The organism is Arthrobacter rhombi (assembly GCF_039526245.1).
GTDB lineage: Bacteria > Actinomycetota > Actinomycetes > Actinomycetales > Micrococcaceae > Arthrobacter_H > Arthrobacter_H rhombi.
This window is the reverse complement of sequence record NZ_BAAAIV010000010.1, coordinates 117,319-130,852: the sequence shown is the minus strand read 5'-3', so window position 1 is coordinate 130,852 and position 13,534 is coordinate 117,319. Positions and strand designations below refer to the sequence as shown.

The window sequence follows — 13,534 nt, the reverse complement described above, 5'->3', positions numbered from 1 at the left end:
GGGCCGGACGGTGGCCGGACTCCGGGTCTAACCGCCCGGGCGTCCCTCCGGGCGGACCCCGGAGGACTCGACCCGTGAGGTCTTCCCCGTATCGGTGTCATCCACGTCGTCCCGGCTGGGGCCCGGCACCTGGGACATGGAACTGGTCTCGTCCCAGCGGGCCATATCGGGTCGATCCCGCCGGGAATGACCGCCGCGGGTCGCGTCCCCGGCCCCCTGCCCGCCCGTGGGTTCCAACCACGGGATCGGCGCGTGCTCGCCGAAATGTTCGGTGTCGGCCTCGTCCCAGTCCAGGCGCCATCCGCGCGGCGGATCCTCCAGGAGTTCACCGGGACGCATCCAGTTGTAGAGGGCCGCGTAGCTGCTGGTCGTCAGGTGGTCCACGCGGCGGCGCAGCATCCGCTGGTTCAGGTTCGCCGGGCTGGAGACGCCCATGGAGGCCATGATCTGTTCCGCCTCGGTGACCGTGAGCTTCTGGTAGTTGTGGACGCGGTTGCCCTTGTCCTCCACGTTCAGGGCCCGCATGAGACGGGGATTCTGTGTGGCCACGCCCACGGGGCACTCGTTTGTATGGCACTTCTGGGCCTGGATGCAGCCGGTGGCCATCATCATGGAGCGCGCACTCATGGTGAAGTCGGCACCCTGGATGAGCCGCTTGACGATGTCGCTGCCGCTGGCAACCTTGCCCGCCGCCCCGAGGCGGATCTTGTCGCGCAGGCCCGTCCCGACCAGTGCGTTGTGCACGAGCATCAATCCCTCGGTCAGCGGCGTCCCGATGTGGTCCTCGTACTCCAGCGGGGCGGCACCGGTGCCGCCTTCGGAGCCGTCGATGATGATGTAGTCCGGGGTGATTCCGGTGTCCAGCATGGCCTTGCACATGGCCAGCACGTCGGTGCGGGAACCCACGCAGAACTTGTAGCCGATGGGTTTGCCGTCTGAAAGTTCGCGCAGCTGCTGCACGAACTCCATGAGTTCGCGTGGCGTATGGAAGGCGGAGTGCGACGCCGGGGAGATGCAGTCCTTCCCCATCGGCACGCCGCGGGCCTCGGAGATCTCGGGGGTGATCTTGGCCGCCGGGAGCACGCCGCCGAGCCCCGGCTTGGCCCCCTGGCTGAGCTTGATGGTGATGCCCTTGACTTGTTCGGTGGCAGCCTTCGTGCGGAACGTCTCCGGAGCGAACCTGCCGTGCTCGTCGCGGCAACCGAAGTAGCCCGAACCGATTTCCCAGAACAGGTCGGCCCCGTATTCGAGGTGGTATTTGGTCAGGCCACCCTCGCCGGTTTCATGGACGAACCCGCCCAAGGCAGCGCCCTTGTTCATGGCCAGCACGGCATTCTTGGACAACGACCCGAAACTCATCGAGGACACGTTCATCAGCGCCATGTCATAGGGCTGGCGGCAATCCGGTCCGCCGATGCGCACGCGATGGTGCTCCTCGGGTGGGGCCAACGGTGCGCTGGAGTGCAGGAGGAATTCGTACCCCTGGGAGTTCACGTCCCGTTCGGTGCCGAAGGCCTTGTGGCTGTCGGCTCCCTTGGCCCGCGCATAGATCAGCGAGCGGGTATCCCGGTCGAAGGGGCGGCCGTCGGTGTTGCGCTCGACGAAGTACTGCTGGATCTCCGGCCGGACCGACTCCAGCAGGTACCGCATCCGCCCGAGCACCGGGAAGTTGCGCAGGATCGCGTGCTTGGTCTGCAGCAGGTCGTGCACGCCCAGTGCGGCAACCAACAGCACCACCACGCCGAAGACGATCCAGCCGATGGTCCCGAACGATGCGGCGACCACCGCCGCTGCCGCCAGGACGATGAACAAGGTCAGCAGGAAGAAACGCACCATGAGCCCGAGACTACCCCCGCGACGCGCCATTTCGACACCGCCGAAGCCGGTGGGCGACAATGGGTGCATGTTTGAACGCCGACGACGAGCCGCCCCACGCCTGACCCAGCTGGCAACGCTCGCCGCGGCGGCTGTGCTGCTGGCCTCCTGCGCCTCCGATGCCCCGTCCCAGGATGGGTCCGCCGACGGCAGCCCCGCCACCCCGCGGACACCCGCGACCCAGGCCTCGCCGTCATCGTCCACGGCCCCCGATGCGAGCATTCCGGCGCATGAAACGCCCCGACGGGCGACCAGCGACCGCGGCCTGCCGCTCTACACGCCCGGCGAGACGGTGGAGCTCGAGGGCACCGGTGGACAACCGGCCATCAGCTTGACCGTCACCTCCATCGCCGTCGAGGACACCTGCCCGGTCGATGGCGGCAAACCGGACCACGGCGCCTTCGCCCTGCTGGAAGTGGAAGCCACCTTCGAGAAGGCGGATGATCCGGACGCGCAACAACGCCCGCTCGCGCTCTCGCCGAATGTCTGGTCCTACTACCCCGTCGAGGGCCCCCGGTACGACGACGGCCTGGACACCACCGCCGCGGCATCGTGCCAGCAAGCAGGCAATGCCCTCCCCGCCGAGATGAAACCGGGATCGAGCGTGCGCGGCACGCTGGTGCTCGACATCCCCGACCCGCACGGCTCCCTGACCCTGGCCGACGTCGACACCGACATCGCCGAGTGGCCCCTGCCGTAGGGCGGATACCGGCGCTGGTCAGGCCCCCACGTAGCGGGCCAGGTGCTCGCCGGTCGTCGTCGACTTCGCTGCCACCAGCTCTGCCGGCGTTCCCTCGAAGACCACCGAGCCGCCGTCGTGCCCTGCCCCGGGTCCCAGGTCGATGATCCAGTCGGCGTGGGCCATGACCGCCTGGTGGTGTTCGATCACGATGACCGACTTGCCCGCTTCCACCAGCCGGTCCAGCAGTGCCAGCAGGTTCGCCACGTCGGCCAGGTGCAATCCGGTGGTCGGCTCGTCCAGGATGTAGATGTCGCCCTTTTCGGCCATTTGGTTGGCGAGTTTCAGGCGTTGGCGTTCGCCTCCGGAGAGGGTGTTCAGTGCCTGGCCGAGCTTGATGTAGCCGAGGCCGACGTCGGAGAGCCGGGCAAGCATCTTGTGGGCAGCCGGCGTCTTCGCGTCCCCGGCTGAGACGTAGTCCAGGGCCTCGTCCACCGACATGTCCAGGACCTCGACGATGTTGCGTCCGCCGAGGGTGTATTCGAGCACCGCTGCCTGGAACCGCTTGCCCTCGCACTCCTCGCACGGGGTTTCGACGGTGTCCATGATGCCCAGGTCGGTGAAGATGACGCCGGCCCCCTTGCAGGTGGGGCAGGCGCCTTCGGAGTTGGAGCTGAACAGGGCGGGCTTGACGCCGTTGGCTTTCGCGAAGGCCTTGCGCAGCGGTTCGAGCACCCCGGTGTAGGTGGCCGGGTTGCTGCGCCGCGACCCCTTGATGGCCCCCTGGTCCACGACGACGACGCCCTCTCGTTCGGCGAGCGAGCCGTGGATGAGCGAGCTCTTGCCGGAGCCGGCGACACCGGTGACGACGCACAGCACCCCGAGCGGCACGTCGACGTCGACGTCCTTGAGATTGTGGCTCGAGGCCCCGCGGACCTCCAGGGCACCGGTTGCGGGGCGCACGGCGTCCTTGACCCGGGCCCGGTCATCGAGGTGGCGCCCGGTCACGGTAGCGCTGGAGCGCAGGCCCTCGACGGTGCCCTCGAAGCAGACCGTGCCGCCGGCCGTTCCTGCGCCGGGGCCCAGGTCCACCACGTGGTCGGCGATGGCGATCGTTTCGGGCTTGTGCTCGACGACGAGGACCGTGTTCCCCTTGTCGCGCAGCTGCACGAGCAGCTCGTTCATCCGGGCGATGTCGTGCGGATGCAGGCCGATGGTGGGTTCGTCGAAGACATAGGTGACATCGGTCAGCGAGGACCCGAGGTGGCGGATCATCTTGGTGCGCTGGGCCTCGCCGCCACTGAGCGTCCCGGCGGGGCGATCCAGCGAGAGGTAGCCCAGACCGATCTCCACGAAGGAGTCCAGCAGGTGCCGCAGCCCCTTCAGCAGCGGCGCCACGGAAGGTTCGTCGAGGTCGCGCACCCAGACGGCCAGGTCGCTGATCTGCATCGCACACAGCTCGGCGATACCCCGGCCGTTGACCTTCGCTGACCGGGCTTCCGGGGTCAGGCGCGTGCCCTCACATACGGGACAGGTTCCGAAGGTGATGGCCCGTTCCACGAAGCGGCGCACGTGGGGCTGCATGGCCTCCACGTCCTTGGAGAGCATCGACTTCTGGATCTTCGGGATGACCCCCTCGAAGGTGAGGTTCACCCCCTCGACCTTGATCTTGGTCGGTTCGGCGTAGAGCATCGTGTCCAGCTGCTTTTTGGTGAACTTCCCGATGGGGGTGTCCATCGGCAGGCCCATCCCGGAGAACAGGCGGCCGTACCAGCCGTCCATCGAATAACCGGGGACGGTCAGCGCACCGTCGGCGAGCGACTTGGCCTCGTCATACAGGGCGGTCATGTCGAAGTCCGAGACCTGGCCCATGCCCTCGCACTTCGGGCACATGCCGCCCAGGTAGACGGCGTCCTTGACGACCTTCTTCTCGATGCGCCCGCCCTTCTCGGTGCTCATCACCCCGCCGGCCCTGCGGGTGGGGACGTTGAAGGAAAAAAGCTGTCGGCGGACCCACGAAGGGGTCGCCCAACCGGCTGAAGAGGATGCGCAGCATGGCATTGGCGTCCGTGGCGGTGCCGACGGTGGAGCGGGGGTTGGATCCCATGCGTTCCTGGTCGACGATGATCGCCGGGGTCAGCCCCTCCAGGTAGTCGACTTCGGGGCGGGCCAAGGTGGGCATGAAACCCTGCACGAAAGCACTGTAGGTCTCGTTGATCATCCGCTGCGATTCCGCCGCGATGGTGCCGAAAACCAAGGAACTCTTACCCGAGCCCGAGACCCCCGTGAACACCGTGATCCGGCGTTTGGGAACATCCACCGAGACGTCCCGCAAGTTGTTTTCCCGAGCGCCGCGCACCCGGATGAGGTCGTGGCCATCGGCGGTCTGGACGCCGTCAGGCGAGGTGTCTTCGGACATGGGATCCAGTGTATGCGGGGCCGCACCCGTCACGGCGGAACATCGTATCGACGAAAATGCCGTGACTACCCACAAGTAACTTTTTTTTGGACAACCCTTGAAATGTTACCGAACAGTATGTTCAATGTAAGGCAGGTCACAATCACTGACATCCATCCGGACCTCCTGGTCCGGTCCCCCGCGACCACCTCGTAACCGGCGAGGTACCGCGGGTGAACATCCCGGGCTGGGGGGCCGGCTCGTGCGCTGCCGCACGTCAAACGGGCAGCGTCGCGCCGTCCGGCCCGACACGACCTCCCCGAGGAGACGCATGAATGCACATCGCGCGGCGAAGCAGCACTCGCTGATGCACGCCATCATCACCGCCCTGCTGGCCCTGTTCCTGGTGGCCCTTTTGGCCTTCTACGTCATCTATTCCGGCCAGGTGGCCAACGGTGCCTCCAAATTGGACAACGGCATGGGCCAGGCGAAGTCAGGAATCACCCAATTGGACGACGGCGCCACGCGCGCCGCCTCCGGCGCCACCAAGCTGCACGAGGGAACCGGTGAACTCGACCAGGGAGCGGGCAAGCTGACAGCGGGCATCAGCACGGCGAACAACGGGGCCGGCGATCTCAACGACGGTGCCCAGCAGCTCCACTCCGGAACCGGAGAGTTGTCCACCGGCGCGGGAACTGCAGCCCAGGGTGCCACGAAGCTCTCCGAAGGCAGCGGAAAGCTTGCAGTGGGTTCCCAGAAGGTGGCCGCGGGCGCCGGACGCGCCGACCGCGCGGCGAAGAAGCTCGACGCTGGCGCCGTGAAGCTCGTCGACGGAGCGGGCCAGGCCGCCACGGGCGCCGACAAGCTCAGCGCGGGCGCCAGTGAACTCAGCACCGGCGGGCAGGCCCTGGGCAAGGGAGCCCAGGAGCTGGAGACCGGTGCCAACAAGGCCTCGGTCGGTGCCAACAAGCTCCACGCTGGAACACAGGAACTCGCTGCAGGCACCGGCGACGCCCTGGCCGGTAGCTACAAGTTGAAGGAAGGCACCGCCAAGGCGGCACCCGGCGCCCACCAACTGGCCGACGGCTCGGCCGAATTGGCTGCCGGTACCGAGGAATTACTTGCCGCAGCCAACGACCCAATCAAGGGGCTCGTGCCTATTAGCGTAATCAAGAAAGACATCGAGAAGCTGAACGCCGGCGCCCAGAAGATCGCCGCCGGAAACGGCGAGTTGGCCAATGGCACCGACCAGCTCAAGGTCGGTACCGAACAGCTCTACACCGGGCTCTCGCAGCTCGATACCGGCGCAAACCGTCTGGAAGCCGGCGCGGGCGAACTCGCCACCGGCAACAAGGCCCTCGCCGTCGGTGCCGGGAAGCTGTCCACCGGGGCAGACCAGCTGAGCGTCGGATCGACGAAGGTCTCGAAGGGCGCCTCCGCCTTGGCCGATGGCAACCATGCCATCGCCGCCGGTTCGGTCAAGCTGCAGAAGGGCACCGGCGAACTGGCCCGGAAGACCCCCGAACTGGTCGCCGGCGCGGAAGAGGCCGCGGCTGGCTCGGTCAAGGTCCGCGACGGTGCCGGAGCGCTGGCAGACGGCAACGGCAAGCTCGCCGCCGGGGCCACGAAGCTCGACGACGGTGCCGGTCGCCTCGCCGCCGGAACCCACCAGCTCGATACCGGACTGGGCAAGCTCGATACGGGTTCGAAGTCGCTGCAGGCCGGCACGGGCAAGGTCAACGACGGGGCCGGTGAATTGGCCGAGGGCAACGGCAAGCTCGCCGACGGAACGGCCAAGCTGTCCTCGGGATCGATGGAGCTGGCCGGCGGAACCCAGAAGCTGCGCGGATCCACCGCCGCCGTCTCGGCAGATTCCATCCTCAGTTCCCCCAAGGGCCTGTTGCTCCTGCTGCCGCTCCTGATCCTCGCGATCCCGGCCGTCCTGCTGGTCAGGGCCCGTCGGCACCTGCGCCGCTAGCAGGGAGGCCGCAGGCCACCGATCAGACGGAAGCGCACGGCATGGCTGTGGCCGGGATCCCCCAGGGGAGCCCGGCCACAGCCGCATTTAAGGGGGTATGCCCGGTCGGCGTCAGACCGCGGCAGCGTCCCCCAGCAGTGACGCGGCAGCGTCGTCCAGGACCACGGTGACGTGCGGATGGCGCTGGATGATCGACGCGGGAAAGTCCTCGGTCACCGGGCCCTGCAGCGCCCGACGGACTGGTTCGGCCTTGTGCCCGCCGTGGGCAACCAGCAGCAGCTGCCGCGCGCCGAAGATCGTGCCGATCCCCTGTGTCAGGCATTCCCGGGGAACGTGATCGGGCGTATCGAAGAACCGCGCATTGTCCTGTCGGGTCCGCTCGGCCAGCGGCACCACACGCGTGCAGGAGTCGAACGCGGAGCCCGGTTCATTGAATCCGATGTGCCCGTTCGATCCCACGCCAAGGATCTGGACATCGACTCCGCCGACCGCGGCAAGGGCCGCGTCGTAGTCGGCTGCGTGTGCCGCATGGTCCGTGCCGTGCGGATCCGGGACGTGCACGCGGCGCGGGTCCATCCCCAGCGGCTCGGTCACGACAGTGCGGATGACCTCCGCATACGACTGGGGGTGCCCATCCGGCAGGCCCAGGTACTCATCCAGCGCGAAGCCGGACACCCGGGAAAAGTCGAGGGCCGACGCGGCCAGCGCCATGTACACCGGCAGCGGAGAGGAACCGGTGGCGAGTCCGAGCACTGCAGCAGGGTTCCCCCGCACCACGGCCAGGACGATTTCGGCAGCCAACCGGCCGACGTCGTCCGCATCCTTGCCCACGAGGACGCGTGGTGGGTGGGGGGCCCCGGCAGCTTCGGGCGCGCGGGACCCGCGCGCCTTGGCACTCACGAGAGCCCGCTGGCGCTGCGCAGGGCGGCGTCGAACCATCCGGTGATGCTGCTCGGGTGGGTGATCGCCGTGCCGACGACGACGGCGAAGGCCCCGGCATCGAGCGCGGCCCTGGCCTGGGCGGGGGTGTGGATCCGTCCCTCGGCGATCAGCGGCACGTCCAGGCCGGCAGCGGCAATCGCCGAGATCAGGTCCAGGTCCGGCCCCTCGGTCTTCGGCCGTTCGCCGGTATAGCCGGACAGGGTGGTGCCCACGGCATCGGCTCCGGCCTCGACGGCGGAGCGGGCATCGGCCAGGGAACCGCAGTCTGCCATCACGAGCGCCGAGGTCTGGTCCTTGACCCGCGCAACGGTCGCGGCGAGGGAGAGCCCGTCGGGACGGGCGCGGCGGGTCCCGTCGAGGGCCACGATGTGTGCCCCTGCCTGTGCCACGGCGATGGCGTGGTGGGCCGTGGGGGTGATGAAGACCCCGTCGTGCCCGTCCTTCCAGAGCCCGATCACGGGGACTTCGACGGCCGATCGGGTGAACTGGATGTCCGCCAGGCCCTGTACGCGGACGGCAGCCGCCCCTCCGACGACGGCGGAGGCGGCCACCTGCGCCATGGTCTGGGGGTGGCGCATCGGCTCCCCGGGATAGGCCTGGGCGGAGACGATGAGCCGCCCGCGCAGCGATGCGAGCAGTTCCGTAGGGGGCATCATGAGGGGTCCTTCGGCTCTAGAGCAGTCCGGTGGAACGCAGGATCTCCGCGATGGCCGCGGTCTCCGCCTCGTTCAGGCTGCCCATGGGGGTGCTCATCGCATTGTCCTCGATGACCCCCAGCAGGACCAACGCCGTCTTGAAGGCGCCCAGGCCAGCGGCACCACCGGAAACCCGCGAGGCATCCGGGGTGAAGACGATCGTGAACAATTCGGCCAGGCGGTCCTGTTCGCGGCGGACCGCTGCCCAATCGCCGGCTGCGGCGGCGTCGACCATCCGGCAGTATCCGGCAGGGTCGACGTTGCCCAGACCGGGGACCACGCCGTGGGCGCCGCCGAGCAGGGCCCCGTCGACGACGACCTCGTGGCCGGTGAAGACGCAGAAGTCCTCGAGGTGGGCGGTGGCCAGCAGCAGCCGGCGGAAGGAGACGTCGTCTCCCGAGGAGTCCTTGACGCCGGCAATGATGCCGTCCTCGGCCAGGCGGACTGCCACGTCCAGCGGCAGCTTGGCGTTGGTGCGGATCGGAACGTCGTAGGCGAAGACATCCACCCCAACGGCTTCCTTGACGGCACGGAAGTGGTCCTCGATCTCCGCGGCGTTGGACAGTGCGTAGAACGGGGTGGTCACCACCAGGGCGTCGGCACCGAGTTCGACCATGCGGCGGCCTTCCTCGATGACGCGCGCCGTGGTTTGCTCGTTCGCACCGGCGAGCAGCGGGACGCGCCCGTTGTTGCGTCCGGCGATGGTCTTCATGACGAGCTCGCGCTCCACGTGGGTCAGGTAGGGGACCTCCCCGGAGGAGCCGAGCACGAACAGCCCGGAGACGCCACCGTCGATGAGATGGTCCACGACGCGTTCCAGCGAGGCGGTGTCGATGACGCCGTCGCCGGAACGGGGCGTGACAACCGGCGGGATGACCCCGGAGTAGGTGCGGGGGGCGGCGGTCGATGCTGCGGTCACGGGATGTGGTTCCTGTTCTGCTGGAGGGTGGAGCGTACGTGTCTTTGGCGGTGCTTCGGTGCGCGCTATCCCGCGTGGAGCAGGGAGGGCGCTGCACCGAGCAGCTTGCGGGTGTAGTCGTTGGACGGGGTGTCGAAGACCTGGGCCGCGGGGCCCTGTTCGACGATCTCCCCGGCGTTCATCACGCAGATCCTGTCGGAGACGTAGCGGACGGTCTGGATGTCGTGGGAGATGAAGACCATGCCGAGGTCCAGCTGGTCCTTCAGGTCCGTCAGCAGGTTCAGCACCTGGGCCCGCACCGAGACGTCCAGCGCGGAGGTCGGCTCGTCGGCCACGATGATGTCCGGTTCCAGCGCCAGTGCCCGGGCGATGGCCACGCGTTGGCGCTGGCCTCCGGAGATCTGGTTCGGGAAGGCGGCACCGGCGGAGGCCGGCAGACCGACCAGGCCCAACAGTTCCGCGGCCCGCTTGCTCCGGGTGGCAGCGGTGCCGATCCCATGCACGACGAGCGGATCCATGAGGATGTCGCGGACCTGGAGCCTGGCGTTCAATGCCGTCGCGGGATCCTGGAAGACGACGGAGACACTGCGGCCGAATTCCTTGCGCAGGGCGGCGTTGCGCTTGACCGCGGGTTTCCCGCGGAAGAGGACCTCGCCGGAGGTCGGCTGTTGCAGGCCCACCAGCACCGAGGCGAGGGTGGACTTGCCACAACCGGATTCACCGACGATACCCACGGTTTCCCCGCGACCGACGCTGAAATCGATCCCGTTGACCGCCTTGATGACCAGCGGTTTGAAGGCCTTGCCGGAGCGGGCCCTGTGGTGGACGTGCAGGTTCTTCAGTTCGATGACCGGTTCCGGATGGCCGGTCGTTGCTGGTTGGTTCATGCCTGCTCTCCCTTCGACGTGGTGCCTGCGGTGGACACGTTTCCTGCCGGTTGCGGGCTGGCCCACAAGTGGTCGGCGTTGCCCTCGACGGCGGTGAGTACCAGCTGGCGCCCCGGGTCCGCGTCGGGCTGGGTCGAGCGGTCGGCGAACCGGTCTCCGTCGGCGAAGTCTCCGGGGCTGGGCACGGTCCCCGGGATCTGGTGCAGGCGTTCGGCGCCGGACTCGATGGAGAGCACGGAGCCGAGCAGACCGCGCGTGTATTCGTGGGTGGGACGCGTGAGCAGCGCCTGCACGGGACCCGATTCCACGACCTGGCCGGCATACATGACGGTGACCTTGTGGGCCAACGAAGCGACCAGTGCCAGGTCGTGGCTGACGAACACCATGGCGAAGCCGAGTTGTTCGCGCAGCTCGTTGAGCAGGTCCACCACTTGCTTCTGCACGGTCACGTCCAGTGCGGTGGTCGGCTCGTCGCAGACCACCAGCTTGGGTTTGCGGGACAGGGCCATGGCGATCAGCACGCGTTGGCGCTGGCCACCGGAGAGCTCGTGCGGATAGGACTTCAGCGTGCGGGCCGGGTCCAGCTTCACCAACTCCAGCAGCTCGGCGGGGCTCTTGCGGCCACCGCGTCGGGTGAGCTGGGCCAGCTGGTCCTTGATGAGCATCGAGGGGTTCAGCGAGGACAGCGCGTCCTGGTAGACCATCGCGATCTGTTCACCGCGCAGCCCCTTGTAGACACCGGGGTCCCCGCCACGGGTCCCGCCTTTGCCGTCGGAAGGCAGCAGCTCGCGGCCGGCGAAGCGGATGGAACCGGTGATGCGGGCGCTGGCGGGGAGCAGCCCCATGATGGCCAGCGAGGTGATCGATTTGCCGCAGCCCGATTCGCCGACCAACCCCATCGTCTCGCCCTCGCGGACGGTGAAGGAGACCTGGTCCACGATCCGGGTCTGGCCGTAGCGGTCCGGGAAGCGGATCGAGAGGTCACTGACTTCCAGCACCGGTGCGGCGTCCGCTCCCGCGTTGGCCAGCTTCAGCCGGTCGGTCCGGGAGGACTCGACCACGGAGAGGCGGTCGAGTTCGATGGCCAGCCGCCGCCGTTCGGCATCCCCCTGGTCGCCGGCCAGGTGGTCCATCCCGGAAGCCAGGGCCCCGCCGTCGTCGTCGGCGACCGTGATGCCCGGGGTGGGCGCGGTGCCGTGGTGCTGGACGGTGGCGTCGCCCGCGGCGGCCACCCCGACCGTGGCGGTATCGGCAGCCGGGGTGGCGCCGCGCAGCTTCGGGTTCACCAACGCGTCGGTCATGCCCTCGGCGAGGATGTTCAGTGCCAGGACGGTCAACAGGATGACCAGCCCGGCGAAGGTGGTGGCCCACCAGGCCCCGTTGAGGACCAGGGTGCGGCCGTAGGCGATGACGTTGCCCCACGAGGGCGCGGGGTCCTGGACGCCGGCGCCCAGGAAGGACAGCGACGCCTCGAGGATGATCGCGTCCGCCACCATGACCGTGGCGAAGACCAGGACGGGGGCCGCGCAGTTGCGCATGATGTGTTTGATGAGGATGTAGAACCGTCCGGCGCCGATGACGCGTTCGGCCCGCGAATAGTCCTCGTCCCACTGGGCCAGCACGTTGGCGCGGACCACGCGGGCGATCTGCGGGGTGTAGATGATGGCGATCGCCAGGATGATGACCGGGATGGAGTTGCCCAGCGATGCCAGCAAGGCAGCGGCCAGGGCGATGCCCGGGAAGGCCATGAGCATGTCCATGATGCGCATGATCACCTCGTTGGCCCACTTGCTGCTGGTGGCTGCCAGCGAGCCGAGCAGGCCGCCGAGGACCAGGGCCAGCGCCACGGAGCCCAGGCCGATGACCAGCGAGGTCCGGGCGCCGAAAAGCAGGCGGGAGAAGATGTCGCGTCCCAGCCGGTCGGTGCCGAAGAGGTTCTCGGCGCCCGGGCGCTGGGCGGGGATCCCGGAGGCCAGCGGGCTGTGCGGGGCCAGGACCGGGGCGAAGACGGCGGCCAGGGCGATGAGGACCAGGAAGACCAGGGCGATCTTCGAGCCCAGGGTCAGCGAGGTCAGGCGGGTCGCGCCGGAACTCAGGCGTGCCACCAGGGCGTTGCGGGGTGCCAGGGGAGCCATCGGCTACACCGTCCTAATGCGGGGGTTGATGAGCAGGTAGACGAGGTCCACTGCGATGTTCACCAGGACGAAGGTCACGGCGATCGCCAGGACCACGCCCTGGACCAGGTTGGTGTCATGGGCGGTGATCCCGTTGAGGATCAGCTGGCCCATGCCCGGCAGCGAGAAGATCATCTCGATGACGACGGCGCCGCCGAGCAGGTACCCGATGCGCAGCCCCAGCACGGTCACCGGGGTGACCAGGGCGTTGCGCAGCACGTTGCGGGAGATGACCTCGTTGCGGGGCACGCCGTTGCCGATCGCCGTGCGGACGTAGTCCTTGTCCAGCTCCTCGACCATGGAGGTGCGCACCACGCGGATCAGCGAGGCGGAGACCGGGATGGCCAGCGCGAGCGCCGGCAGCGTCATATGCGCCAGCCACGCGCCGAGGCCCTCCCCCGGTCCGGGCATGCCGCCGGAGGGGAAGACCGGGTTCGTGCCCAAGGCCAGCCACTGGATGAGCAGGATGCCCAGCCAGAACGACGGCGTCGCCACGGCGGCGATGGAGAAGATGCGGATCAGCTGGTCGGGCAGCTTGTCGCGGTACAGGGCACCGAGCACGCCGAAGGCCAGGGAGATCACGATGGCGATGACCACGCCGAACGCCGTCAGCTGCAGCGTGAGCGGAAAGGCCTGGGCGATCATCCCGGCGACCGGCCGCGACGGCGGGGTGGTCACCCCGAAGTCCAGGGTCAGCAGCCGCCCCAGGAAGGCCACGTACTGCACCGGCAGCGGCAGGTTCAGACCGCGCTGCTCGCGGTAGGCCTCCTTGGCGTCGAGGCTGGCGCCCTCGCCCAGGGCCATCGTGGCCTCGTCGCCGGGGGCGAGCTTGAGGATCACGAAGACCAGGAACGTGACGCCCAGGATCATCAGCGGCAGGGCCGCCAGGCGGCGCATCAGTAGTCGCAGGAGTGTTCCCACGGTTGGACTCCCATGTGTCGGGGAAGGGTGTACTCGATCAGGTGTGGGGTCGCACCGCCGCCGTTG

Annotated in this window: 11 protein-coding genes; 2 read left to right on the top strand and 9 right to left on the bottom strand. The window is 68.4% G+C overall.

What is annotated here, in order from left to right; all coding sequences use genetic code 11:
* Positions 1-27 precede the first annotated feature (27 nt).
* Positions 28-1,836, bottom strand: coding sequence for an FMN-binding glutamate synthase family protein (locus tag ABD088_RS08750; protein ID WP_343901534.1), 1,809 nt, complete (start codon positions 1,834-1,836; stop codon positions 28-30).
* A gap of 67 nt (positions 1,837-1,903) precedes the next feature.
* On the opposite strand from ABD088_RS08750, the gene ABD088_RS08745 reads away from it, so the two are divergent.
* The gene (locus ABD088_RS08745) at positions 1,904-2,575 is read left to right on the top strand and encodes a hypothetical protein (protein ID WP_343901533.1); all 672 of its coding nucleotides are present in this window, start codon (positions 1,904-1,906) and stop codon (positions 2,573-2,575) included.
* Positions 2,576-2,593: 18 nt separating this feature from the next.
* On the opposite strand, the gene ABD088_RS08740 is transcribed toward ABD088_RS08745, so the two are convergent.
* Positions 2,594-4,456 (bottom strand): ATP-binding cassette domain-containing protein, encoded by a 1,863-nt coding sequence (locus ABD088_RS08740; RefSeq protein WP_372710942.1) that lies wholly within the window; start codon positions 4,454-4,456, stop codon positions 2,594-2,596.
* Positions 4,386-4,973, bottom strand: coding sequence for a P-loop NTPase family protein (locus tag ABD088_RS17255; RefSeq protein ID WP_372710910.1), 588 nt, complete (start codon positions 4,971-4,973; stop codon positions 4,386-4,388). The genes ABD088_RS08740 and ABD088_RS17255 overlap by 71 nt, the downstream gene beginning before the upstream one ends.
* A gap of 310 nt (positions 4,974-5,283) precedes the next feature.
* On the opposite strand from ABD088_RS17255, the gene ABD088_RS08735 reads away from it, so the two are divergent.
* Positions 5,284-6,930: a hypothetical protein gene (locus ABD088_RS08735; protein ID WP_343901532.1), complete on the top strand. Its 1,647-nt coding sequence runs from the start codon at positions 5,284-5,286 to the stop codon at positions 6,928-6,930.
* Positions 6,931-7,041: 111 nt separating this feature from the next.
* On the opposite strand, the gene ABD088_RS08730 is transcribed toward ABD088_RS08735, so the two are convergent.
* The 6 genes from ABD088_RS08730 to ABD088_RS08705 form a co-directional block, all read right to left on the bottom strand.
* A complete protein-coding gene (locus ABD088_RS08730) occupies positions 7,042-7,761 on the bottom strand; it encodes a glucosamine-6-phosphate deaminase (protein WP_343901677.1) in 720 nt (239 codons plus the stop codon).
* A 65-nt stretch (positions 7,762-7,826) separates the two neighbouring features.
* Positions 7,827-8,528 (bottom strand): N-acetylmannosamine-6-phosphate 2-epimerase, encoded by a 702-nt coding sequence (locus ABD088_RS08725; RefSeq protein ID WP_343901530.1) that lies wholly within the window; start codon positions 8,526-8,528, stop codon positions 7,827-7,829.
* Positions 8,529-8,544: 16 nt separating this feature from the next.
* Positions 8,545-9,486, bottom strand: coding sequence for a dihydrodipicolinate synthase family protein (locus ABD088_RS08720; protein ID WP_343901528.1), 942 nt, complete (start codon positions 9,484-9,486; stop codon positions 8,545-8,547).
* Between the two features lie 65 nt (positions 9,487-9,551).
* On the bottom strand, positions 9,552-10,373 hold the full coding sequence (locus ABD088_RS08715; RefSeq protein ID WP_343901526.1) for an ABC transporter ATP-binding protein: 822 nt from the start codon (positions 10,371-10,373) through the stop codon (positions 9,552-9,554).
* Positions 10,370-12,508: a dipeptide/oligopeptide/nickel ABC transporter permease/ATP-binding protein gene (locus ABD088_RS08710; RefSeq protein ID WP_343901525.1), complete on the bottom strand. Its 2,139-nt coding sequence runs from the start codon at positions 12,506-12,508 to the stop codon at positions 10,370-10,372. The genes ABD088_RS08715 and ABD088_RS08710 overlap by 4 nt, the downstream gene beginning before the upstream one ends.
* Before the next feature lie 3 nt (positions 12,509-12,511).
* Positions 12,512-13,468 (bottom strand): ABC transporter permease, encoded by a 957-nt coding sequence (locus ABD088_RS08705; RefSeq protein WP_343901523.1) that lies wholly within the window; start codon positions 13,466-13,468, stop codon positions 12,512-12,514.
* Positions 13,469-13,534 lie beyond the last annotated feature (66 nt).